Raw genomic sequence first — 24270 nt, 5'->3', positions numbered from 1 at the left:
GAGACACCCGTAAACAACGGATGCGCCAGAACCACCCGATCCACCATGCCCTTCACCAACAGAGCATGCCCACCCGCTATCACGCACCAACTCGTAAGACCGGGTCCTATGCGGTGAGGCGTCGCTGGTCCCGGTTTGGGGCGGGGTACGTGGAGTTGGATTGTCCCGGACGGGTTGCGGGGGATCGCAGACCCGTATACCGAAGTCGACGCCCATCGGCGCTTCCTGATCTGCCTCACCACACAGGAGACCTCCAGGAACCCTCATTGCCGCCCCCACCTGCTGGAAGAAGCGAGCTCAAATCCTCATTCGCGGACACCCTGTTGACTCGTCGCGGCGACGAGGGTGGAGGAGATGTGGGCCAGGGCGGGGTCCGCAGCGATGAAGAACGTCTCGACTCCGGACAGTTCGTGGTTCATGCGGGCCATCGGCATTTCGTAGTCCAGGTCGGTAACCCCGCGGACTCCGCGGATGACGACGTCGATTCCGGCTCGGCGGCAGTAGTCGACCAGCAGGCCGCCCGTGTGGGAGTCGACCGTGACGTTGCTCAAGCCAGCTGCTGCCGCGCGGAGCCGGTCCAGCCGTTCGGTGATGGGGAAGCGGCCGGTCTTGTTCGCATTGAACATCACGCACACGACGACCTCGTCGAACAGGAGGGCAGCGCGCCGGAGGACGTCCTGGTGCCCCTGAGTAACCGGGTCGAAGGATCCTGGGAAGAGGGCTCGCATGATCGAAAAGAGTAACAAGCGGCCGCCCTCGGCGGTGAAGTTCGAGCTTGAACGTGTTCAAATTCTATGCCAGGCTGCGGAACACGTCCTTGATCTCCCCGTCGCGCACGCGTCCTGTAGAACCCGCTGGAGGTGGAGCGTGTTGCGTTCCTGCCGGGCCGCGCTGGTCCTCCTTGCCATGGCTCTCGCACTCACGGCCTGCAGCTGGTTCTGGCACCGGCCGCCGCCCCAGGGCGAATCCGTCATGCTGAAGCCGGCCGAACTCACGACCACATGGACCGACACCGACGGCGGCACCTTGACGCTGAAGCCGGATGGAACCTTCACCGCCGACAACGTATGCGGCGACTGGATGGGCGCCTCGGACTGGAACTGGACAGGACCCCGGTCAGGATCGGGCACCTGGAGAGACGACTCCGACAGGACAGGGACCGCCGTCTGGCGATCGTTCGACACCAAAGGCCCCAAGGGGCATGACGTGGGAGACGTCCTTAGCGCTCTGCGGCATGGAAAGACTCTGGTGCTCTGGACCCGCGTGGGCGACGAAGACAACGACGATCCCCACTGCATTCTGACGAGAGATCCTTAGCAGCTGACAGCGGTTAGGAGTCGAGCCCGGACTTGGCGATGAGACCCTCGATGAGGCGGGGGGGTACTGCGTCCGGCGGCCACGTAGGACACGCTCCGAGCGCCGTCGGCAGGGTGAACGCGTCCCGCCGAACAGCCAGGCGGCCGGTACGGGTGAGGGTTCCGTACCGGCCGCCTGGCGTCCACCAGCGGTGGTCAGTGGTTGCGGGGGAAGCCCAGGTCCACGCCGACCGGCGCCTCGGACGGGTCGGGCCAGCGGGTGGTGACGACCTTGCCGCGCGTGTAGAAGTGCACACCGTCGTTGCCGTAGATGTGGTGGTCGCCGAAGAGCGAGTCCTTCCAGCCACCGAAGCTGTGGTAGCCGACGGGCACCGGGATCGGGACGTTCACTCCGACCATGCCCGCCTCGATCTCCATCTGGAAGCGGCGCGCGGCGCCGCCGTCTCGGGTGAAGATCGCGGTGCCGTTGCCGAACGGCGAGGCGTTGATCAGCGCGACGCCCTCCTCGTACGTGTCCGCGCGCAGCACGCACAGCACGGGGCCGAAGATCTCGTCACGGTAGGCGTCGGAGTCGGTCGGGACCTTGTCGAGAAGTGACAGACCGATCCAGTGGCCGTCCTCGAAGCCCTCGACCGTGTGGCCCGTGCCGTCGAGGACGACCTCGGAGCCCTGGTCGGCGGCGCCGTGGACGTAGGAGGCGACCTTGTCGCGGTGCGCCTTGGTGATCAGCGGGCCCATCTCGGAGGCCGGGTCGCTGCCGGGACCGATCTTGATCTTCTCGGCGCGCTCGCGGATCTTGCCGACGAGCTCGTCACCGATCGAGCCGACCGCGACCACGGCGGAGATCGCCATACAGCGCTCACCCGCGGAGCCGTAGGCGGCGGATACGGCGGCGTCCGCGGCGGCGTCCAGGTCCGCGTCCGGGAGGACCAGCATGTGGTTCTTGGCCCCGCCGAGCGCCTGGACCCGCTTTCCGTTGGCCGAGGCCGTGGTGTGGATGTGGCGGGCGATCGGCGTGGAGCCGACGAAGGAGATCGCCGCGACGTCCGGGTGCTCGAGAAGTCGGTCGACCGCGACCTTGTCACCCTGGACGACGTTGAAGACGCCGTCCGGCAGGCCCGATTCGGCAAGCAGCTCGGCGATCTTCAGCGAGGCCGAGGGATCCTTCTCGCTCGGCTTGAGGATGAAGGTGTTGCCGCAGGCGATGGCGATGGGGAACATCCACATCGGAACCATCGCGGGGAAGTTGAACGGCGTGATGCCGGCGACCACACCGACCGGCTGACGGATCGACGCCACGTCGACCCGGCTCGACACCTGGGTGGACAGCTCGCCCTTGAGCTGGGTGGTGATTCCGCAGGCCAGATCCACGATCTCCAGGCCGCGGGCGACCTCGCCGAGCGCGTCCGAGTGGACCTTGCCGTGCTCGGCGGTGATCAGCTCGGCGATGGCGTCACGGTTCGCGTCCAGCAGCGCGCGGAAACGGAACAGGATCGTGGTGCGCTGGGCCAGCGACGCCGTGCCCCAGGTGGCGTAGGCGTCCTTCGCGGCGGCCACCGCCGCGTCGACCTCGGCTACGGAGGCGAGCGCTACTTCCCGGGTCACGGCACCGGTCGCCGGGTCGGTGACCGGTCCCCAGTTGCCGGACGCACCCTCGACGATCTTGCCACCGATCCAGTGGTTGACGTGCTTCGTCATGGTGGAAAGCTCCTTCAAATCCTTCAGAGATGGCGACGTCGGGCTGCGACCTGGCGGTCGTACTCCTGCCGGGCCTTGACCGCCGACGGTCGGGTCGCGGTCTCGGCCACGGGAACATCCCACCACGCCTGAGCGGGCGGCGGGCCCGACACAGTGTCTGCCGTTTCGGTCTCGACGTAGACACATGTGGGTCGGTCCGCCGCACGAGCCTCGGTGAGGGCTTCTCGCAGGTCACGTACGGTTTTGGCGCGGATGACACGCATTCCCAGGGACGCGGCGTTGGCCCCGAGGTCCACAGGGAGCGGCCTTCCCGTGTAGCTGCCGGTGCCGGGGACGCCGGTGTCCGGTTGTTCCCGGTAGCGGTACGCCGTGCCGAAGCCCTCGCAACCGACGGCCTCGGACAAGCCCCCGATCGACGCATACCCGTGGTTCTGGAGGATCACCACCTTGATCGGGATGTTCTCCTGCACGGCCGTCACGATCTCGGTCGGGTTCATCAGATAGGTGCCGTCGCCGACCAGCGCCCACACGGGCCGCCCCGGGGTTGCCATGGCCACGCCGATCGCCGCGGGGATCTCGTATCCCATGCAGGAGTACCCGTACTCGACGTGATACTGATCGCTGGAACGGCTCCGCCAGAGCTTGTGCAGATCACCGGGCAGCGACCCCGCCGCGTTGATCACGATGTCATCCGCGGTGACCAGGCCGTCGAGCACTCCGAGTACCTGTGGCTGGGTTGGCCGGACCTCCGCGTCACGCACCTCGTACGCGGCGTCGACGCGGTGCTCCCAGCGTTCCTTGCCGTCCGTGTACTCCGTCTCGTAGCCGTGCTCCACTCGGTGATCGCGCAGCGCGCCGGTGAGGGCTACGAGCCCCGCGCGGGCATCGGCCACCAGTGGGAGCGCGGCGAGCTTGTGGGCGTCGAAGCCCGTGATGTTGAGGTTGACGAAGCGGACCTCGGGGTGGGCGAAGAGGGTGGCGGACGCGGTGGTGAAGTCGGAGTAGCGGGTGCCGACCCCGATGACGAGGTCGGCGGCACGGGCCAGTTCGTCGGCGGTGGCGGTGCCGGTGTGGCCGATGCCCCCGACGTCGGCGGTGTGGTCGTAGCGCAGCGAGCCCTTGCCTGCCTGGGTGGAGGCGACAGGGATCCCGGTCGCCTCGGCCAGCTGCTCCAGCGCCTCCTCCGCCCCACTGTGGTGCACTCCGCCGCCCGCGATGATCAGCGGCCGGCGGGCTTCGGCGATGGCCCGGACCGCCACGGCCAGTGCCTCCGGGTCGGGCTGGGGGCGGTGCACCCGCCAGACGCGCTCGGCGAAGAACTCCTCGGGCCAGTCGTACGCCTCGGCCTGCACGTCCTGCGGCAGTGCGAGGGTGACCGCGCCCGTCTCGGCGGGGTCGGTGAGGACCCGCATGGCGGTGAGGACGGCCGGGATGAGGGCTTCGGGCCGGCTGATCCGGTCGAAGTACCTCGACACGGGGCGCAGGGTGTCGTTGACGGAGACATCTCCCGCGTACGGGACCTCGAGCTGCTGGAGGACGGGATCGGCCGGACGGGTCGCGAAGGCGTCACCCGGGAGCAGCAGCACGGGCAGCCTGTTGATGGTGGCGAGGGCCGCGCCGGTGACGAGGTTGGTGGCGCCGGGGCCGATGGAGGTGGTGACGGCGTGTGTGGAGAGCCGGCCGCACTGGCGGGCGTAGCCGACGGCCGCGTGGACCATGGCCTGTTCGTTGCGGCCCTGGTGATACGGCATGTCGGGGCCGCTCTCCAGCAGGGCCTGGCCGATGCCCGCCACGTTCCCATGGCCGAAGATGCCCCAGGTGGCGCCGATCAGACGGCGGCGGTGGCCGTCGCGCTCCGTGTACTGACGGGCCAGGAAGGCGACCAGCGCCTGGGCGGTGGTCAGGCGGCGCGTGCCGGGGCGGGGCGTGATCGGTCCCGTGCTCATCGGTAGCCCTCCGTGTGGTCGGGGTGGAAGCGGATCCGCCATTCCCGCCCGGGCCCCGGGCCCGCCATGACGTTCAGGTAGTACATGTCATGTCCAGGCGCGGCGATCGACGGGCCGTGCCAGCCGTCCGGTACGAGCACGGCGTCGCCGCTGCGCACCTCGGCGAGCAGGTCCGTACCCCCGGGGCGCGACGGCGACACCCGCTGGTAGCCGAAGCCGTGCGGTCCGTCGATCTCGAAGTAGTAGATCTCTTCCAGTCTGGCCTCCTCGCCCGGTCGGTGCTCGTCGTGCTTGTGCGGTGGATACGAAGACCAGTTGCCGCCGGGGGTGAGCACTTCGACGGCGATGAGACGGTCGCACTCGAAGGAGTCGGCGGCGGCGAAGTTGTGCACCGTGCGGGCGCAGTCGCCCGTGCCGCGGCGCTCGACCGGCACCTGCGGGGCGGGGCCGTAGCGGGCGGGGAGCCGGCGCTCGCACTTCGCTCCGGCCAGGGCGAAGCGGCCTCCCGCGCTGGAGGCGATCTGCGCGTCGGCGTCTCGCGGCAGGTAGGCGAAGTCGGTGACTCCGGCGAACGCGTCTTCCCGGCCCAGCAGTTCCATGGTCCGGTCTCCGACCCGGACGGCACAGCCACCGCTGAGGGGAAGCACGATCCATTCGCTGTCCATGGTGCTCAGCAGGTGGGAACCGCCCGGAGGCAGCTCCAGCGTCCGCAGGGCGGAGTAGCCCCATCCGGCCGACTCGGGGCTGATGTCGAGCGCATAGGGCCCTTCGGCGGCCGTGCATGCCCGCAGATGCCGGTTGTCTGCCGCGCCGTCGGTGTGGTTCATGCGTCGCCGTCCGGTGCCTGATCCGCTGTGCCGGTGGGGGATGCGGGGCCGGGCCCGGGTCCCGGTGTGTGCCCTTCGAGCAGGGCGTCGACCTCGGACGGGTAGGGCATGGCGGAGGAGCAGGCGAGCCGGGAGGCGACGATCGCGCCGGCGGCGTTGGCGAACCGCATGGTGTGCTCCAGCTCCCACCCGGCCAGCAGCCCGTGGACCATCGCTCCACCGAACGCGTCGCCCGCGCCCAGCCCGTTGACCACGTCGATCTGCACGGGAGGCACTTCCGCCGTGGTTCCATCCCGATGCAGGGCGAGCACGCCCTTGGGTCCCTGTTTCACCACGGCCAGTTCGGCCCCGGCGTCGAGCAACGCGCGTGCCGCCGCGTGCGGTTCGCACTCTCCCGTCGCGATCTCGCACTCGTCGAGGTTGCCGACGGCGACGGTCGCCCGCGTGAGCGCCTCCGTGTAGAACGGGCGCGCCCGGCCGGGATCCGTCCAGAACATGGGCCGCCAGTCCAGGTCGAAGACCGTGATGGCCGCACCCGTCGCGGACTTCGCCCGGTGCTCGAGTGCGGCAAGGGTCGCGGACCTGCTGGGTTCGTCACAGAGTCCGGTGCCGGTCATCCAGAAGACCCGCGCGCCGGCGATCGCGGCCAGGTCGAGTTGCCCGGTGCGCAGTTCGAGGTCCGGGGCCTTGGGCTGGCGGTAGAAGTACAGCGGGAAGTCGTCCGGGGGGAAGATCTCACAGAAGGTCACGGGTGTGGGCAGTCCGGGGACGGCCGTCACCCATCGGTCATCGACCCCGAACTCCCTGAGCGCTTCGTGGAGGTACGCGCCGAAGGCATCCTGGCCGGTGCGTGTGATCACCGCTGCCCGGCGCCCGAGCCGCGCCGCCGCGACCGCCACGTTCGTGGCGGAACCGCCGAGGAACTTCCCGAAGGTCTCGACCCGCGCCAGAGGGACCCCCGTCTGCAGGGGGTAGACGTCCACTCCGATCCGGCCCATCGTGATCACGTCGTATGGCTGAGGCGACCGCGATGGCTGCGACGATTGAGAGGGATGAGGCGGCTGAGGCATACGGGTCCCTTCGGTTCCACGTCGGCTGCACCCCGGTCTAACCCCCGTCCCCGAAGGCTGTCAACATTTTGTCCTTACATTCGGACGAAAGCTTGACACCTTTCCGAAGCGGTCGGAAAGCTGACCGCCATGACCTCCTCCGCTCCTTCGCTCCACCGCATCCGGATCGGGTCGGCCCCTGACTCCTGGGGTGTGTGGTTCCCCGAAGACCCGCAGCAAGTGCCCTGGCGGCGCTTCCTCGACGAGGTGGCACAGGCGGGCTACGAGTGGATCGAGCTCGGCCCCCATGGCTATCTCCCGACCGACCCCGCCCGGCTCACCGAGGAGACCGTGTCACGCGGACTGAAGGTCTCCGCGGGAACCGTGTTCACCGGACTGCATCACGGACCCGCCGTCTGGGACGAGACCTGGGCCCATGTCGCCGATGTGGCCGCGCTGACCCGTGCGATGGGCGCCGGGCATCTTGTCGTCATCCCTTCCTTCTGGCGCGACGACAAGACAGGTGCGGTACTGGAGGACCGGACACTCACCGCAGAGCAATGGCACCACCTCACCACCCAGACCGAACGCCTGGGACGGGAGGTCGGCGACCGCTTCGGATTGCGCATCGTGGTCCACCCGCACGCGGACACCCACATCGACGGCGAGGAGAACGTCAACCGCTTCCTCGACGCGACCGACCCCGGCCTGGTGTCCCTCTGCCTGGACACGGGGCACTACGCCTACTGCGGCGGCGACAGCGTCAATCTCATCGAGACCTACGGCGAGCGGATCGGATATCTCCACCTCAAGCAGGTCGATCCGGAGATCCTCGCCTCGGTCGTCGCGAACGAGGTGCCATTCGGACCGGCGGTGGCGCGGGGCGTGATGTGCGAACCGCCGTCCGGTGTCCCGGCGCTGGAGCCGGTGCTCGCCGCGGCCGGGCGGCTGGACACCGAACTGTTCGCCATCGTCGAGCAGGACATGTACCCCTGCCCTCCCGACAAGCCCTACCCGATCGCCGAACGCACGCGGCGTTTCCTGCGCTCCTGCGGAGCCTGAGCACAGGGCGCCGCACTCGGCAGCGCCCGGCATTCCGGTCTCGTACTCCCGTGCGTCAACTGCCGGATGACGGAGACTTCGTCACATCAATAGCCGTCTCGTCACACATGTCTCCATTACGCGGGCCTTCCGTCACAGGCTCTCGACAGCCGCTCCCTCCTCCGCGGTGCGATTCGTTCATAGGACACCGGCTCGGTGATCACCGGTGCCCGCGTCGCAGCCCGTCCGGCGGCTTCCTCTGGCCGCCACTGCGGCGCGCGCAGGGAGGTGCCTCAAATGACGGACAATCGACTCTGGTCCTACAAGGACATCGCCGCACACATCCGGGTGCAGCCGGACACGGTTCGCTCCTATCGCAAGCACGGACTCCTTCCGCCGCCCGACCATGTCGAGGCGGGGAAGCCGTACTGGTACGCGGATACCATCCGCATCTGGGTCGCCAACCGTCCCGGCAACAGATCCCGCAGGGAGTGAGCAGGCTCAGGAACGGGCGGGCCCCGCCACGGAGCGGGGCCCTAATCTTCGTCCGGACAGGCCCTAACCCACCGGGGCCCTGTCCCGGTCCAGGTCACTGAGCCGCGCCTCCTCGGAGGCCCCCTTCGCGGGCGCGGGCTCGGATATACCGCCCTCGCTGATGCCGAATCTGGCGTGGAAGGCCCGCAGCGGAGCCGGCGCCCACCAGGTCGCACGACCCGTCAGCTTCATCACCGAGGGCACCAGCAGGCTGCGCACCACCGCCGCGTCCATCAACACGGCCAGGGCGATTCCCAGGCCGAGCATCTTGGTGTTGGTCACCCGCGAGGCTCCGATCGCCACCATCACCACGGCGAGGATCACCGCAGCGGCGGTGATCAGTCCACCTGTGCGCCGCAGGCCGTAGGCCACCGCATGCTCGTGGTCCCCCGTACGGTCGTACTCCTCCTTGATCCGCGAGAGCAGGAACACTCCGTAGTCCATGGAGAGGCCGAAGGCGACACAGAACATCAGGACAGGCAGGGTGGTCTCGATATCACCGGTCGAGGTGAAGGCAAGCGGCCCGGAGAGATGGCCCTCCTGGAAGATCCAGACGACCGCCCCGAACATCGCGGTGAGGCTGAGCCCGTTGAGGACGACCGCCTGGAGAGGGATCAGCACGCTGCCCGTCAGCAGGAAGACCAGCAGCAGGGTGACGACCGCGATGATGGCCGCCGCCCAGGGCAGCCGCTCGCCGATGGCCGCCTTGGAGTCGACCAGCATCGCCGCCGCACCCGCCACCGACGTCTCGAACGGGGCCGGCTGCGCACGCAGCTCCCGCACCAGCTCCTCGGTCTGCTGACCGACGGCCTTCTCCTCGGGCAGCACCGTGAAGGTCGCGTTCGTCCCCGAGACCAGGGGACCTTCCACCCGCAGCACCCCGGGAAGACCCTCGATGCGTGCGCGGTATTCGGCGTACTGCGCCCGCGTGGCCGCTCCCTCGGCGAACACCTCAAGCCCGCCACCGGGGCTGCCGGGGAATCCATCCCTGATGTGCTCCTGCACCACACGCGACTCGGCGTTGGTCGGCAACTGGCGGTCGTCGGCCGGACCGAACTTCGCCCCCAGGAAAGGCAGTCCGAGAAGCACCAGAACGGCGGTCGTGAGCACCGCGAACACGGGAGCCCGGCGCATCACCAGGGCGACCACCCGTCCCCAGCGGGTGCCTTCACCGCTGTCCGCGGGTCGGGCGTGGTCCTGCCGGCCGCCGCGCGCTCGCAGCAGACGGCGCAGGTCCAGCGCGTTCACCCGCTCCCCCAGCAGCATCAGTACGGCGGGCAGCAGGATCAGTGCCGCCGCCGCGGCCAGCAGGACCACGGCGATCCCGGCATACGCGAACGACCGGAGGAAGTACTGAGGGAAGACCAGCATCGCGGCCAGCGAGACCGCCACCGTGAGCGCGGAGAACAGGACCGTGCGACCGGCGGTGCGCAGGGTGATACCCACGGCCTGACGGGTCGCCGCCCCGGCTGCGAGCTCCTCACGGAACCTGCGCACGATGAAGAGGGCGTAGTCGATGGCGAGCCCGAGACCCATGGCCGTCGTGAGGTTCAGCGCGAACACCGAGACGTCGGTGACGACGGTGAGGCCGTTCAGGATCGCGTTCGTACCGAGGATCGCGACCACACCGACCACCAGCGGCAGCAGCGCGGCGACCGCACTGCCGAACACCATGACGAGCAGCACCAGGGTCACCGGCAGGGCGATGATCTCGGCCCGCAGCAGGTCCTCCTGGATGATCGTCTGCATGTCGTGCATGACCGCGACCGGGCCTCCGATGGAGACCTCCACGGGACCGTGCGTGCCCCGGTAGCCGGGCGCGATACGCTCCAGCACCTTTCCGGCCGCCTTCTCGTCGCCCTCGACCCGGGCTGCGATCAGCGCCTCCTGGCCGTCCTCGGAACGCAGCGCGGGCGACCTGCCCTGCCAGTACGAACTGACGCCCTTGACACCCTCCTCGCCGGAGAGCCGCCGCATCAGTCGCGCCGCCTCGGCGGCCACGGCGGGATCATCCACACCCTTGTGCCCGCTGTCGATGAGCAGGAGCAGGTTGGGCCGTGAGTCGGGAAACTCGCGGTCGAGCGCCTTGGCGGCGTAGCTCGACTGCGAGTCCGGATCCTCCCAGCCACCGCTGCTCAGACGGTCTGCGGCCCCACTGCCCGCGAACACGGCGAGCGCGGTGACGACCAGCGCGAGGAGCAGCGACAGCCGTGGGCGCGCTGTGACGAAGCGTGTCCAGCGGCCAAGGCGCGGTCCGCTGTTGACTACAGACATGGTGCGGTGTCCCCTTCACCGAGACCGGTGCGCCGCAGCAGGCACGCGGGCAGGCATCACTGGTCGGCCATTGCCATAGACTGACAAACACGAGTCATCACTCGCGTTTCACCAGAATGCGAGCGACCTCTCGTGTTTGTCAACCGTGATCGGAAAGCCGGGGATCGGTGATGCACATGCCGGACATGCCCAAGAGGGGACAGAAGGCGACGGGCGGGACATCGACGGGATCCACAGCGGGCGCGGCGGAGCAGCACACCCAGACCGACTCCACCCAGCCGCGCCGCCGCCAGGCCCGTGGTGAGCGCCGTATCGCCCAGCTCCTGAAGGCCGCGGCGGACGTCTTCTGCCGTAGCGGCTACACAGCGGCCAGCACCAACGCCATCGCCCGAGAGGCGGGCGTCTCACCCGGCACTCTCTACCAGTTCTTCCCCAACAAGGAAGCCATCGCCGTGGAGCTGGGCGGGCAGCTACTGCAACGCTGGCGCGAGTCCTACGGGACGGTCTTCGAGGAGCTCGACACCACGCTCCCACCGGACCGCCTGCTGGACTCGTTCCTCGACCCGCTCATCGCGTTCATCTGCGAGCACCCGGCCTTCACCGTCCTCATGCACGGTTCCGAGATCCCGGGCCGGATCACCGAGGAGCACGATGCCGTGCACTCGGCACTGCTCGTCCGGGTCGAACAGATCCTGGGGGAACTGCACCCCGCGTACCCGCCTGACGTACTCCACAGGACGGCGAACTTCGTGTTCGCCGTGGTGAAGTCCGGACTCGAGCTGATCCTCGCTCACGAGGGAGCCGAGCGGGCGGGCTACATCACCGAACTGAAGACCGCCCTGCTGCGGTACCTGACACCCCTGTTCGACGCCGGAGCCCTGGCGGCAGCGGAGCACCCGGACAGGAACGGGTGAGGGGGCACGCGCGCGGCACGAAGGACGGGCAGTGGATGAGCTCGCATTTATACCCCCTAGGGGTATAGTCTGACGAGCATGGGGTGTCCCGGCATTCCCAGGAGCCCCTGACGCACCACACCTCTGTTTGCACGATGTGGTCGCGGAACACGACACGCCCTCGATGAGGAGAACGCCATGACCGCCGAGACGACGACCGAAACCCCCGAGGCCACCGGCTCCTGCTGCTCCCCCGGCGGCTCATGCCACGGCGGCACGGCGGATATCGGTCTGGGCGCGACCACCGCGGTCTACGAGGTGAAGGGCATGACCTGCGGCCACTGCGAGGGGGCGGTGTCGAGCGAGATCTCCGAGATCGCGGGCGTGATCTCAGTGGAAGCGGCGGCTGCGACCGGACGGGTCACCGTCGTTTCCGAGGCTCCGCTCGACGAGGCCGAGGTGCGCGCCGCCGTCGACGAGGCGGGCTACGAGCTCGTAACCCAGGCCTGACCTGACACCACCCTGCTTCCGGCCTGGCCGCACCCGTACCCCTGGTGCGGCCGGTCCCGCGTTTGGAGCAACAGCCATATGAGCAGCACCGCAACTGACCCCTCGGCCGCGGCCACGCCCCAGGTCGAACTCCTGATCGGCGGCATGACCTGCGCTTCCTGCGCGGCCCGGGTCGAGAAGAAGCTCAACCGCATGAGCGGCGTCACGGCCACGGTGAACTACGCCACGGAGAAGGCGCGAGTCTCCTACGGCTCGGGCACGGAGGTGCCCGACCTGATCGCCGTGGTCGAGAAGACCGGATACACGGCGACACCCCTGCCCGCGCCAACCGCCGACGCCCGTGCGGACACCGGCGCCGCCACGGGACCCAGCCCCGAGCCACCGTCGCCGCCCGCCACTCAAGCGAGCGCCGCGGACGCCGGCGAGCCGGATACCGCCCCGCCGAGGGCCGTGCCCGACGCCGCGCCCCCGACCTCAGCGCCCGCGCCCGTCGCGGCCGAGACCAGTGCCGCGCTCGTCCTCGCCGGCCTGCGGCAGCGGCTCGCCGTCTCCGCACTGCTCGCCACCCCCGTCATCCTTATGGGAATGATTCCGGCCCTCCAGTTCGAGAACTGGCAGTGGCTCTCCCTCACCCTGGCCGCTCCGGTCGTGGTCTGGGGCGGGCTGCCGTTTCACCGCGCCGCCTGGACCAACCTCCGGCACGGCGCGGCCACCATGGACACCCTGGTCTCACTCGGCACGCTCGCGGCCTTCGCCTGGTCGCTGTGGGCACTGTTCCTCGGCCATGCCGGGATGCCCGGCATGCGTCACGGCTTCGATTTCACCGCCTCGGCAGCCGGCACGGACAGCTCGTCCGCCATCTACCTCGAGGTCGCCGCGGGCGTCGTCACCTTCCTCCTGCTCGGCCGCTATCTGGAAGCGCGGGCCAAGCGGAAGGCCGGCTCCGCCCTGCGCGCGATGCTGGAACTCGGAGCCAAGGACGTCGCCGTACTCAGGGGCGGTGCGGAGGTACGCGTGCCCGCCGCCCAGCTGTCCGTGGGCGACCTGTTCGTCGTACGCCCCGGGGAGAAGATCGCCACCGACGGCACCGTGGTCGAGGGTTCATCCGCCGTCGACCCGTCGATGCTGACGGGCGAGTCGGTGCCGGTGGACGTGACCGCCGGTGACGACGTCACCGGCGCGACCGTCAACACGTCAGGACGGCTCCTCGTCAGGGCGACCCGTGTCGGCGCCGACACCCAGCTGGCCCGGATGGCGCGGATGGTCGAGGACGCCCAGAACGGGAAGGCTGCGGTGCAGCGTCTCGCCGACCGGATCGCGGCCGTCTTCGTTCCGGCCGTGCTGCTGATCGCGCTGGGCACCCTGGTGGTCTGGCTGCTGACCACCAACGACACCGCGGCCGCGTTCACCGCGGCCGTCGCCGTGCTGATCATCGCCTGCCCCTGCGCTCTGGGGCTGGCCACGCCGACCGCCCTCATGGTGGGGACGGGGCGCGGCGCACAGCTCGGGATCCTCATCAAGGGTCCCGAAGTCCTGGAGTCGACTCATGTGGTCGACACCGTCGTCCTCGACAAGACCGGAACGGTCACCACCGGCCGGATGCGGCTGCGAGACGTCCTCGTCACCGGCGACGCCACCGAGGAGGAGCTGCTGCGGTTCGCCGGAGCCCTGGAGAACGCCTCGGAGCACCCCGTCGCACGGGCCGTCGCCGCCGGCGCCCAGGACCGGCTGGGCACCAGCGGCCTGCCGACCCCCGAGGGGTTCGAGAGCGTTCCCGGCCTTGGTGTCCGCGGTGTGGTCGAGGGCCGCACCGTCCTGGTGGGCCGGGCCCCCCTTCTCCGGGAAGCGGGCATCGAGCCGCCACCTGGGCTCACCGACGCCTCTTCGGCGGGCACGGCGGTCGCCGTCGCGTGGGGCGGAAGCGCCCGCGGGGTGCTGGTCGTGGCCGACGAGGTGAAGGAGACCAGCGCGGAGGCCGTCACCCGGCTGCGTGCACTGGGTCTGCAGCCGGTCCTCCTGACGGGTGACAACGGCACGGTTGCCCGGGCGGTCGCCGCCGAGGTCGGTATCGACGAGGTCTACGCCGAGGTGCTGCCGCAGGACAAGGTGGCCACGGTGCGGCGACTCCAGGCCGCGGGCCGGAAGGTCGCCATGGTGGGTGACGGGGTGAACGACGCGCCGGCACTCGCCGCCGCGGACCTCGGTCTGGCCATGGGGACCGGCACGGACGCCGCCATCGAGGCGGGGGATCTCACGCTCGTGAGCGGGGACCTCCTCGTGGCCGCGGATGCCATCAGGCTCTCCCGACGCACTCTCGCCACCATCAAGGGAAACCTGTTCTGGGCCTTCGGCTACAACGTCGCCGCCCTGCCGCTGGCCGCCGCCGGGCTGCTGAATCCCATGATCGCCGGATTCGCCATGGCTTTCTCATCCGTTTTCGTGGTCAGCAACAGCCTTCGTCTGCGATCCTTCACGTGATACACAGGACCTTCACAAAGAGATCCAGATCACAGATATTTGTGGGTAACCATTCGGGCTCTTCGCGAGTCTAAGTGGGCGATGCCAGAACGTCTTGGGGGACGTTCACGGGATGTCTTGGGGGACGTCCCAGGCAAGCGTTGGCCGGGGCACGTAGACCGGGGAGCTTTGAGCGGCCCTCCCGACATACGTACCCCGGCAGACCGCGCGAAGAGCTTCTGCTGAGTTCCAAGCAGCAGACGCCCGGGCCGGATCCCGTGGGGGGAATCCGCACCGGGGATATGGGAAGCGCCCCGTTCGCCGACCCGTGGGGGGATCGGCGGCGGGGCGCTTCTTCGCTACTGCTTCGTCCAGACGTCCGGAAGCGGGCGCACGCGTCGCGTCAGCGGGCCTCTACGGGCACGAAGTCGCGCAGGACCTCACCCGTGTAGATCTGGCGGGGACGCCCGATGCGGGAACCGGGCTCCTTGATCATCTCGTGCCACTGGGCGATCCAGCCGGGCAGCCGGCCGAGCGCGAAGAGCACCGTGAACATCTCGGTCGGGAAGCCCATGGCGCGGTAGATCAGACCGGTGTAGAAGTCCACGTTCGGGTAGAGCTTGCGCTCGACGAAGTAGTCGTCGGAGAGGGCGTGCTCCTCGAGCTTGAGCGCGATGTCGAGCAGCTCGTCGGACTTGCCGAGGGCCGACAGCACATCGTGGGCGGCAGCCTTGATGATCTGGGCGCGGGGGTCGAAGCTCTTGTACACCCGGTGGCCGAAGCCCATCAGGCGGACGCCGTCCTCCTTGTTCTTCACCTTCCGGATGAAGGTGTCGACGTCGCCACCGCTGGTCGCGATGCCCTCGAGCATCTCCAGCACCGACTGGTTGGCGCCGCCGTGCAGCGGGCCCCACAGGGCGGAGATACCGGCCGAGATCGAGGCGAACATGTTCGCCTGCGAGGAGCCGACGAGCCGCACGGTGGAGGTCGAGCAGTTCTGCTCGTGGTCCGCGTGCAGGATGAGCAGCTTGTCGAGGGCGGCGACAACGACCGGGTCGAGCTCGTATTCCTGTGCCGGGACCGAGAAGGTCATCCGCAGGAAGTTCTCGACGTACCCGAGGTCATTGCGCGGGTAGACGAACGGGTGACCGATCGACTTCTTGTACGCGTACGCAGCGATAGTCGGAAGCTTGGCGAGCAGCCGGATCGTGGAGATGTTCCGCTGCTTCTCGTCGAAGGGGTTGTGGCTGTCCTGGTAGAACGTCGACAGCGCGCTCACCACGGACGACAGCATCGCCATCGGATGCGCGTCGCGCGGGAAGCCGTCGAAGAACCGCTTGACGTCCTCATGCAGCAGGGTGTGCTGGGTGATCTCACCCCGGAAGGCGGCCAGCTCGTCGACCGTCGGGAGCTCACCGTTGATCAGCAGGTAGGCCACCTCGAGGAAGGTGGAGCGCTCAGCCAGCTGCTCGATCGGGTAGCCGCGGTAGCGCAGGATGCCCTGCTCGCCGTCGAGGTAGGTGATCGCGGACTTGTAGGCGGCAGTGTTGCCGTAACCGCTGTCCAGGGTCACCAGACCGGTCTGCGCCCGGAGCTTCCCGATGTCGAAGCCCTTGTCGCCAACAGTGCTGTCAACCACCGGGTAGGTGTATTCACCGTCCGCGTACCGCAGTACTACAGAGTTGTCGCTCACGTCATCCCTCACCGACGTAGTGCCTCTTCTTCGAGGTGCCCTGACTGTCTCTACCATCCCCCATTCGGCAGAGGAGAGTGCACTCGGGGTCGACCAAAGGGCCGACTGGCGGCACTCAGTGCCGTCAACCTTCTCATCCTGCCCCCTTCGCCCCAGTTCCGGAAGCGTTAGGTGATCTTTCCCACGGCCCTTTCACCCATCAGCCGGTGATCAAGCGCGGTAAACCGCCTGCCTGCGGAAACGGTGCGCACGGCCTGTCCTATGGCCTTGCGGGAGCCGACGAGCACCACGAGCTTCTTGGCACGGGTGACCGCTGTGTACAGGAGGTTCCGCTGGAGCATCATCCAGGCGCTGGTGGTGACCGGAATCACCACCGCCGGATACTCGCTGCCCTGTGACCGGTGGATCGTCACGGCGTACGCATGCGCGAGCTCGTCCAGCTCGTCGAAGTCGTAGGGCACCTCCTCGTCCTCGTCGGTCAGCACGGTCAGCCGCTGATCGACCAGGTTGAGCGAGGTCACCACACCGACCGTGCCGTTGAAGACTCCGTTCCTCCCCTTCTCGTAATTGTTGCGAATCTGGGTGACCTTGTCGCCCACACGGAACACCCGGCCGCCGAAGCGCTTCTCCGCCAGGTCGGGTCGGGCCGGGGTGATCGCCTGCTGCAACAATCCGTTGAGAGTGCCGGCGCCGGCCGGCCCTCGGTGCATGGGGGCGAGTACCTGCACGTCGCGCCGGGGGTCCAGGCCGAACCGCGCGGGGATGCGCCGGGCGGCGACATCCACGGTGAGCCGCCCCACCTCCTCGGTGTCGTCCTCGACGAACAGGAAGAAGTCATCGAGACCCTGGGTCAGCGGCGGTACCCCGGAGTTGATGCGGTGAGCGTTGGTGACCACACCTGACTGCTGCGCTTGCCGGAAGATCCGGGTCAGCCGAACGCTGGGGACCGGCCCCGAGTCCGCGAGGAGGTCCCTGAGCACCTCACCCGCGCCCACACTGGGCAGCTGGTCGACGTCCCCCACCAGCAGCAGGTGCGCACCGGGGGCCACAGCCTTCACCAGCTTGTTTGCGAGCAGCAGATCCAGCATGGACGCCTCGTCGACGACCACCAGATCGGCGTCGAGCGGCCGGTCCCGGTCATATGCCGCATCACCACCGGGCTTGAGCTCCAGCAGCCGGTGCACGGTGGACGCTTCGGCTCCCGTGAGCTCCGAAAGGCGCTTCGCCGCACGTCCCGTGGGCGCGGCGAGCACCACCTTGGCCTTCTTGGCCCGTGCGAGCTCCACGATCGAGCGCACCGTGAAGGACTTGCCGCAGCCAGGCCCTCCGGTGAGCACCGCCACCTTGCGGGTGAGCGCGAGCCGCACGGCCTGCTGCTGCTCCGCCGCGAGCTCGGCACCCGTCCGGTCGGCGAGCCATGCCAGCGCCTTGTCCCATTCGACGTCCTGGAACGCAGGCATGCGGTCCCCGTCCGTACGCAGGAGCCGGAGCAGCTGGGCGGTGAGGGACAGCTCGGCCCGGTGGAACGGCACCAGGTAGACGGCGGTGACCGGGTCGCCCCCCTCGGGATTTGGGACATGTTCGCGTACGACGCCTTCCTCGTCGGCCGCGAGCTCGGCGAGGCAGTCGATGACCAGACCCGTGTCGACCTGGAGCAGTTTCACCGCGTCGGCGATGAGCCGCTCCTGGGGCAGGAAGCAGTGTCCCTGGTCGGTGGACTGCGACAGGGCGTACTGGATTCCGGCCTTGACCCGGTCGGGGCTGTCGTGAGGTATGCCGACAGCCTGGGCGATCCGGTCAGCGGTCAGGAAGCCGATGCCCCAGACATCCGCGGCGAGGCGGTAAGGCTGGTTCTTGACCACGGAGATCGAGGCGTCTCCGTACTTCTTGTAGATGCGCACGGCGATGGAGGTCGAGACGCCGACCCCCTGGAGGAAGACCATGACCTCCTTGATGGCCTTCTGCTCCTCCCATGCCGCGCCGATCATCCGGGTCCGCTTCGGTCCGAGGCCGGGGACTTCGACGAGCTTCCCGGGCTGCTGCTCGATGATGTCGAGGGTGTCCGCCCCGAAGTGGTCGACGATGCGCTCGGCGATCTTCGGTCCGATCCCCTTGATGAGCCCCGACCCGAGATAGCGGCGGATCCCCTGGATCGTGGCGGGGAGGACCGTGGTGTAGTTCTCCACGGTGAACTGCTTGCCGTACTGGGGATGCGAGCCCCAACGGCCTTCCATGCGCAGCGACTCGCCGGGCTGCGCGCCGAGGAGTGAGCCGACCACCGTGAGGAGGTCACCGCTGCCGCGGCCGGTGTCGACGCGGGCGACCGTGTACCCGTTCTCCTCGTTGGCGTAAGTGATCCGCTCGAGGACCCCTTCGACGATTGCCAGGTTGGACATGCGCCGACGCTACCGTTCGGGTCCGACAGCGCGTACGGCCCGCGGGCAACTCCGAGCCTCTGCGGTGCGGCTGGTCCCTTGGGCCGACAGCTCAAGGGGCCCGGTCGTACGACCGGGCCCCGTTCACTCCCCCTCGTCAGGGCTCTTCAGATCCCCCCGGATCCCCCCTGAGCCCTGACGCCAACTACGACTCATGTCACGCCAGAAGGGTTGCACGATTGCGAGCTGTTATTTTTTCGGGATTAAGGGCATGGCCCGATCTCCCCCGGAGGTAGCGATGACAGTCACGCTGGCGGATGTGGCGGCTCGCGCCCGGGTGTCTCCGGCGACTGTGTCCCGGGTCCTCAACGGCAACTACCCCGTGGCCGCGACCACTCGGGACCGGGTGCTCCGGGCCGTCGACGAGCTCGACTACGTGCTCAACGGGCCGGCCCGTTCGCTCGCCGCGGCCACATCCGATCTCGTCGGCATCCTCGTCAACGACATCGCCGATCCGTTCTTCGCGACCATCGCCGGGGCGGCGCAGACGGCGATCGGCGAGGGCGCGTCCGGAATCGGGGGCGGGGAGAAGCTGGCGGTGGTCTGCAACACCGGCGGCTCGGCCGAGCGCGAGCTGACGTATCTCACTTTGCTGCAACGGCAGCGGGCGGGGGCGGTGATCCTCACCGGAGGAGCGCTGGAGGACCCGGACCACACGGCCGCCATGTCGGTGAAGCTGGCGAAGCTCGCCGCCGCGGGCACGGCCGTGGTGCTCTGCGGGCGCCCGCCCATGCCGGACGGTCCCGGTACCGCGACGCTCTCCTTCGACAATCGCGACGGAGCACGGCGACTCACCGAACATCTGATCGCACTGGGGCATCGCCGGATCGGCTACATCGCGGGACCCGCGCAGCGGACGACGACACGGCACCGCCTCGAGGGACACCGGGCAGCCCTGGCCGGGGCGGGGCTCGTCGACGACGAAGGTGAGGGCGAAAGCGAGGAACGGGGCTGGAAGCGTCTCACGGTGTACGGATCGTACGAACGCCGCTCGGGCTATGACGCCGCACGGGAGTTGCTGCGCCGCGACCCGGGCCTCACAGCGATCGCGGCGGCCAACGACACCGTCGCCCTCGGTGCCTGCGCCGCACTCCGCGAGAAGGGTCTGCGCGTTCCGGAGGATGTGTCGGTGGCGGGCTTCGACGACCTGCCGTTCTCGGTGGACGCGATTCCGGCGCTGACGACCGTGCGGCTGCCGCTGCACGAGGCAGGGGTACGGGCGGGCCGGCTGGCCATGGGCACGGAGGCGCCGCCTCCTGGCGATGTCGCCATGATCGGTGCCGAGCTGATGGCACGGGCCTCGACGGCGCCGCCCCCGGCGGCCTGACGGGACCGTGAGCCCGACGTCGAAGGGCTGGTCGCCCGGATCGCGGCGGACTTCGCCCAGGACCACGATCCGCATCTGGAACGGGTGTGGATAGCCGAGCTGGACGGTCGGCCGGCCGGTTCGGTGATGTGCGTACGGGACGAGGCACCGGCCACGGCGCGGCTGCGGCTGCTGCTGGTCGAGCCGGAGGCCCGGGGGCACGGCCTCGGGGACCGGCTGGTGGGCGCGGTCGTCGACTTCGCCCGCGAAGCCGGATACCGCGAACTGGTCTTGTGGACGAACGATGTCCTCACGGCGGCCCGCAAGATCTACCAGCGAGCCGGATTCACGCTGGTCGCGGAGAAGCCCCACCGCTCCTACGGTGCCGAGCTCGTCGGTCAGGACTGGCGGCTCGCCCTCCAGGAAGGAGCCGCCCGTTGAGGCTCACGAGCCATCGGTGCTGCTGACGGCGAGACGGGAGCGCCCGTGGTCATCGGACAGGGCCGGGGTGGGCGCGACACGGGAAGCGCCGGGAACCCGCGGCACGCCGGTGCCGTCCAAGTGCCGCGCCGCTGGTGGGCCCTGGCCAGGCCCCGGGCTTCGCAGAGCGGTGTCGGCACTCGCCGCTGGTCGGGATCGCCGACTCCCTCTACCGGCCGCCCTGCGTTCGACGGCGCGGTCCGTCACCGATGTCTCCCCTCCCTGACACCGGTGGCGGCCCATGACGCGCCGTCTCCCCGTGCGCCTCTTCCGCTCGCATACCGTGACAGGCGGTTACTTTTCCTACCGGCATGCTTCGTGGAAGTGTCCTTCGTGGAAGGAGCACCAGTGCAGGACCGAACCACTCCCTCCAGACGAACCGTCCTCGCGGCGACGGCCGCTGCCGCCGTGACCGCCTCAGGCGCCTCGGCCCTCACGCTCGCCCCCACCCCGGCCTTCGCCGACTCCCGGAGCCGCATCGAGCAGCTCATCTCCCGGATGAGCCTGGAGGAGAAGGTCGGCCAGCTCTTCGTGATGCGGGTGTACGGGCACTCCGCCACCGCCCCGGACCCGGCCGATGCCGATGCCAACCTCCGGGAGATCGGGGTCCGGAACGCCGCCGAGCTGATCCGGCGCTACCACGTGGGCGGGATCATCTTCTTCGCCTGGGCGCACAACACCCGGGACCCGCAGCAGATCGCCGGTCTCTCCAACGGCATCCAGCGGGCGGGCCTCGAGCAGGTCACACCCATTCCGCTGCTCATCTCCACGGACCAGGAGCACGGCGTCGTCGCGCGTGTCGGCAGACCTGCGACGCTGATGCCGGGCGCGATGGCGCTGGGGGCGGGCGGTTCGCGCGCCGATGCCCGCGAGGCCGCACGGATCGCGGGTGCGGAGCTGGCGGCGACGGGAATCAACCAGAACTACGCGCCCGTGGCGGACGTCAACGTCAACCCGGCCAACCCGGTCATCGGTATCCGGTCCTTCGGCGCCGATCCAGATGCCGTCGCCGGGTTGGTCGCCGCCCAGGTGAAGGGGTACCAGAGCGCGGGAATCACCGCGACCGCCAAGCACTTCCCGGGCCACGGCGACACCATGAGCGACAGTCACCACGCCCTGCCCACCATCGAGCACACACGTGAGCAGTGGGACGAGCTGGACGCTCCGCCGTTCCGGGCTGCCATCGCCGCCGGGGTCGGATCGATCATGACCGCGCATATCGTGGTCCCTTCGCTCGACCCGAGCGAGGACCCTGCGACCCTCTCCCACCCCATCGTCACCGGCATCCTGCGTGAGGAACTCGGATACGACGGCGTCGTGGTCACCGACGCCCTCGACATGGCGGGGGTCAGGCAGAGATACGCCGACGACCGCGTACCGGTGCTCGCGCTCAAGGCGGGCTGCGACCAACTGCTGAACCCGCCGAAGCTGGATGTGGCCTGGAACGCGGTCATCGGGGCCGTCAGAAGCGGTGAGTTGACTGAGCGGCGCCTCGATGAGTCGCTGATGCGCATCCTCCTCCTGAAGGCGAGACTGGGCCTGCTGCGCCATCCGTTCGTGTCCCCTCGGGGAGTGGTCCGCACCGTCGGGGCCAGGGCCCATCTCACGGCCGCCGACCGGATCGCCGGACGGACCACCACCCTGCTGCTGAACGAGAAGGGGCTGCTGCCGCTGTCCCGCCGGAGCCACCCCCGGGTCCTGGTCGTCGGCGCCGATCCGGCCTCGCCCTCCGGGACCACCGGGCCACCCACGGCCATCATCGCCAGGGCCTTCACCGAGCTGGGCTTCACCGCCGCAGCCCTGCCCACCGGCATCACACCCACCGGGGCGAACGTCGACGAGGCGGTGGCGGCGGCAACCGGCGTGGACGTGGTCGTCGTGGCCACGTACAACCTCACGGCGGACAGCCCGCAGCGCACCCTGGTGTTCCGGCTTGCCGAGACCGGTGTACCCGTGGTCACGGTGGCCGTCCGCAATCCGTATGACGTCGCGCAGTTGACCGGATCCGGTATCACGGCCTCCCTGGCCGCGTACGGCTGGACCGATGTGGAAGTGCGCGCCGCCGTACGGGTGATGGCCGGGAGTGCCCGGCCCGAGGGCACGCTGCCGGTTCCGGTGCCGCATGCGGAGGACCCGGCGCAGGTGCTGTATCCGACCGGATACGGGATGGCGTATTGACGTCGGCCTCAACAGAGGCAGACGGGCCGCGCCCGGCCGGGTGTGGCACACCATCGGCAGGGCGCGGCCCGCACGCGGGAGGTCCCGCTTGCCCGTTACGGCCGCAGCGCGAACGGCTCCCGCTCATCGACCTGCTTGTCGAGCCTGGCGTCGTAGGGCGCCAGACGCTTCGCCAGGGCCGGGTTCTGCTGGACGGCCGCCGGGGCGACACCGGCCCAGTCCAGGATCCGCGCGGTCGCCTTGGCCCGGTCGGCCTCGGGCAGACCTGCGACGGAGGCACCGTGGTTGCCCCCGGGCTCGGTGAAGACATAGGCGTCACGCGCCCCCCTACCGGGGCGGAATCGTTCCGCTCCCCAGGGGTCGTTCTCGCCGTAGACCCAGATCATGTGCTTGGCGTGGTGACGGACCCAGCCGTCGATGTCACGCATCGCGTGCCGGTCGAAGGTCTTCATGGGTATCTCGCGGGGGACGTACACCCTCGGTGTGAAGTAGCCCGGGTAGCGCAGCAGATCCGCCAGCTGCGGCTGGCGCAGTGTGGGCGCCCCGAGCTGGGTGCCTGCCTGGTAGTAGTACGGGGTGTAGGACTCCAGGCCCGCGTCGGTGTAGGAGGCGAAGCCGGAGATCGAGTCCAGCGAGTCGAAGAGTTCCTGGTCGCTCGTGGTCGCCGCGGCGGGCAGGGAAGCGCAGTCGGCAAGCAGGCTGTACTGCCAGAAAGCCCAGGGGTAGTCGGAGACCAGGCTCTCGAAGGCCTTGTCGAGCGACCCGATGGTCCGGAAGGTGCCGCCGTTGTCCTTGACCCAGGCGCGGTATCTGGCGGTGAGCGCGGCGCGGCGCTTGCCGAGGGCCTCGCGCTGGATGGCGGTCAGGCGGTCGCGGCACTCCTTGGTGCCGACCTGCTCGAAGAACCGGTCATAGGCGGCGTCCGCACGGTCGTTGGCGTCGTTCGGGGCGACATAGGCGACCACGCCGTCCATGTCACGCGGGTAGAAGCGCTCGTAGTACGTCGCCGTCATACCGCCCTTGGAGGCGCCGGTGGCGATCCACTTCTTGGTGTAGATCTGCTTCAGCGCGGTGAAGACCCGGTGCTGGTCGCTCGCGGCCTGCCAGATGTCGAGCTTGCCCCAGTCGGCGGGCTGGGGCCGGGACGGAGTGAAGAATCGATACTCCATGTCGACCTGGTTGCCGTCGACGATCTGCGTGGGCTCGCGGCGGCGCGGGCTTGTGCCCACGTTGTAGCCGCTGGTGTAGAAGACGGTCGGACGGACCGTGTCCTTGTGCAGCACGGTGATGCGCTGCTGGAACGTGCCCTTGGAGGGGCGCCGGTGGTCGACCGGCTGGGTGTAGTCGAGCACGAAGTAGCGGTGGCCGGCGTACGGCTTCTCCTCGATCAGGCTCATCCCGGGGATCGCGAGGATCCGGTCCTTGATGTCCTGGGACGCTCCTGCCGGGCTCGCGCCCGGATCGGCGGCGGTGGCCGCGGTCGTCGTCGCCCCGAGCATGCCAGTGAGCATGACAAGCGATAACAGCCATCTCAGCGCCTTGCGCATGCGCCCTCCCCTTTGTTCACAACGGTCGCGGTGAACCTAGCGAGAGCAACACCCATACCGCCAGACCCAGTTGGCACATCTGGCCA

Annotated in this window: 17 protein-coding genes and 1 pseudogene; 9 read left to right on the top strand and 9 right to left on the bottom strand. The window is 69.1% G+C overall.

The genetic code is table 11. The annotated features are described in order from the left end of the window. Nucleotides 1–305 precede the first annotated feature (305 nt). Nucleotides 306–728 (bottom strand): pantetheine-phosphate adenylyltransferase, encoded by a 423-nt coding sequence (coaD, locus tag ABZ532_RS23120; RefSeq protein WP_361286763.1) that lies wholly within the window; start codon nucleotides 726–728, stop codon nucleotides 306–308. Between coaD and ABZ532_RS23115 the strand changes: the two genes are divergently transcribed. Beyond that, nucleotides 727–1317 (top strand): hypothetical protein, encoded by a 591-nt coding sequence (locus ABZ532_RS23115; RefSeq protein ID WP_361286760.1) that lies wholly within the window; start codon nucleotides 727–729, stop codon nucleotides 1315–1317. The two genes, coaD and ABZ532_RS23115, sit on opposite strands and share 2 nt — an antisense overlap. Nucleotides 1318–1511: 194 nt before the next feature. On the opposite strand, the gene mmsA is transcribed toward ABZ532_RS23115, so the two are convergent. Genes mmsA through iolC form a run of 4 tightly spaced genes read right to left on the bottom strand, consistent with a single transcriptional unit; the run spans nucleotide 1512 to nucleotide 6857 of the window. Beyond that, the gene (gene mmsA, locus ABZ532_RS23110) at nucleotides 1512–3014 is read right to left on the bottom strand and encodes a CoA-acylating methylmalonate-semialdehyde dehydrogenase (RefSeq protein WP_361286757.1); all 1503 of its coding nucleotides are present in this window, start codon (nucleotides 3012–3014) and stop codon (nucleotides 1512–1514) included. Nucleotides 3015–3037: 23 nt separating this feature from the next. After that, on the bottom strand, nucleotides 3038–4960 hold the full coding sequence (gene iolD, locus ABZ532_RS23105) for a 3D-(3,5/4)-trihydroxycyclohexane-1,2-dione acylhydrolase (decyclizing) (RefSeq protein ID WP_361286754.1): 1923 nt from the start codon (nucleotides 4958–4960) through the stop codon (nucleotides 3038–3040). Beyond that, nucleotides 4957–5787 (bottom strand): 5-deoxy-glucuronate isomerase, encoded by an 831-nt coding sequence (gene iolB / locus ABZ532_RS23100; protein ID WP_361286751.1) that lies wholly within the window; start codon nucleotides 5785–5787, stop codon nucleotides 4957–4959. The genes iolD and iolB overlap by 4 nt, the downstream gene beginning before the upstream one ends. Continuing rightward, entirely contained in the window at nucleotides 5784–6857 is a 1074-nt protein-coding gene (gene iolC / locus ABZ532_RS23095) for a 5-dehydro-2-deoxygluconokinase (RefSeq protein ID WP_361286748.1), read from the bottom strand. Before iolC ends, iolB begins: the two co-directional genes overlap by 4 nt. Before the next feature lie 129 nt (nucleotides 6858–6986). Between iolC and ABZ532_RS23090 the strand changes: the two genes are divergently transcribed. Next, nucleotides 6987–7898: a sugar phosphate isomerase/epimerase gene (locus ABZ532_RS23090; protein ID WP_361286745.1), complete on the top strand. Its 912-nt coding sequence runs from the start codon at nucleotides 6987–6989 to the stop codon at nucleotides 7896–7898. A gap of 276 nt (nucleotides 7899–8174) precedes the next feature. Then, nucleotides 8175–8372 (top strand): MerR family transcriptional regulator, encoded by a 198-nt coding sequence (locus ABZ532_RS23085; protein ID WP_361286742.1) that lies wholly within the window; start codon nucleotides 8175–8177, stop codon nucleotides 8370–8372. Between the two features lie 63 nt (nucleotides 8373–8435). On the opposite strand, the gene ABZ532_RS23080 is transcribed toward ABZ532_RS23085, so the two are convergent. Next, a complete protein-coding gene (locus ABZ532_RS23080; protein WP_361286740.1) occupies nucleotides 8436–10685 on the bottom strand; it encodes an MMPL family transporter in 2250 nt (749 codons plus the stop codon). A 185-nt stretch (nucleotides 10686–10870) separates the two neighbouring features. Here ABZ532_RS23080 and ABZ532_RS23075 point away from each other — a divergent pair, with 185 nt between their 5' ends. From ABZ532_RS23075 to ABZ532_RS23065, 3 genes are all read left to right on the top strand, one after another. Further along, entirely contained in the window at nucleotides 10871–11599 is a 729-nt protein-coding gene (locus tag ABZ532_RS23075) for a TetR/AcrR family transcriptional regulator (protein WP_361286738.1), read from the top strand. 177 nt (nucleotides 11600–11776) lie between these two features. Then, nucleotides 11777–12088, top strand: coding sequence for a heavy-metal-associated domain-containing protein (locus ABZ532_RS23070; RefSeq protein WP_361286735.1), 312 nt, complete (start codon nucleotides 11777–11779; stop codon nucleotides 12086–12088). A gap of 78 nt (nucleotides 12089–12166) precedes the next feature. Beyond that, complete coding sequence (locus ABZ532_RS23065; protein WP_361286732.1) at nucleotides 12167–14566, top strand: heavy metal translocating P-type ATPase; 2400 nt, start codon at nucleotides 12167–12169, stop codon at nucleotides 14564–14566. Nucleotides 14567–14948: 382 nt separating this feature from the next. Here the strand turns inward: ABZ532_RS23065 and ABZ532_RS23060 are convergent, their stop codons facing one another. Beyond that, nucleotides 14949–16238: a citrate synthase gene (locus ABZ532_RS23060; RefSeq protein WP_361286729.1), complete on the bottom strand. Its 1290-nt coding sequence runs from the start codon at nucleotides 16236–16238 to the stop codon at nucleotides 14949–14951. Nucleotides 16239–16405: 167 nt separating this feature from the next. Beyond that, complete coding sequence (locus tag ABZ532_RS23055; protein ID WP_361286726.1) at nucleotides 16406–18634, bottom strand: ATP-dependent RecD-like DNA helicase; 2229 nt, start codon at nucleotides 18632–18634, stop codon at nucleotides 16406–16408. 277 nt (nucleotides 18635–18911) lie between these two features. Here ABZ532_RS23055 and ABZ532_RS23050 point away from each other — a divergent pair, with 277 nt between their 5' ends. The 3 genes and pseudogenes from ABZ532_RS23050 (at nucleotide 18912) to ABZ532_RS23040 (ending at nucleotide 22637) form a co-directional block, all read left to right on the top strand. Continuing rightward, the gene (locus ABZ532_RS23050) at nucleotides 18912–20000 is read left to right on the top strand and encodes a LacI family DNA-binding transcriptional regulator (RefSeq protein ID WP_361286723.1); all 1089 of its coding nucleotides are present in this window, start codon (nucleotides 18912–18914) and stop codon (nucleotides 19998–20000) included. Between the two features lie 21 nt (nucleotides 20001–20021). Beyond that, nucleotides 20022–20420, top strand: a pseudogene (locus ABZ532_RS23045) (GNAT family N-acetyltransferase); the annotation flags it as partial. A 387-nt stretch (nucleotides 20421–20807) separates the two neighbouring features. After that, on the top strand, nucleotides 20808–22637 hold the full coding sequence (locus tag ABZ532_RS23040; protein WP_361286720.1) for a glycoside hydrolase family 3 protein: 1830 nt from the start codon (nucleotides 20808–20810) through the stop codon (nucleotides 22635–22637). Between the two features lie 95 nt (nucleotides 22638–22732). On the opposite strand, the gene ABZ532_RS23035 is transcribed toward ABZ532_RS23040, so the two are convergent. Beyond that, a complete protein-coding gene (locus ABZ532_RS23035) occupies nucleotides 22733–24184 on the bottom strand; it encodes a S28 family serine protease (protein WP_361286717.1) in 1452 nt (483 codons plus the stop codon). Nucleotides 24185–24270: the final 86 nt, after the last annotated feature.

This window comes from Streptomyces sp. NPDC019396, from assembly GCF_040632375.1.
Lineage (GTDB): Bacteria > Actinomycetota > Actinomycetes > Streptomycetales > Streptomycetaceae > Streptomyces.
This window is presented reverse-complemented; position numbering and strand designations above follow the sequence as displayed.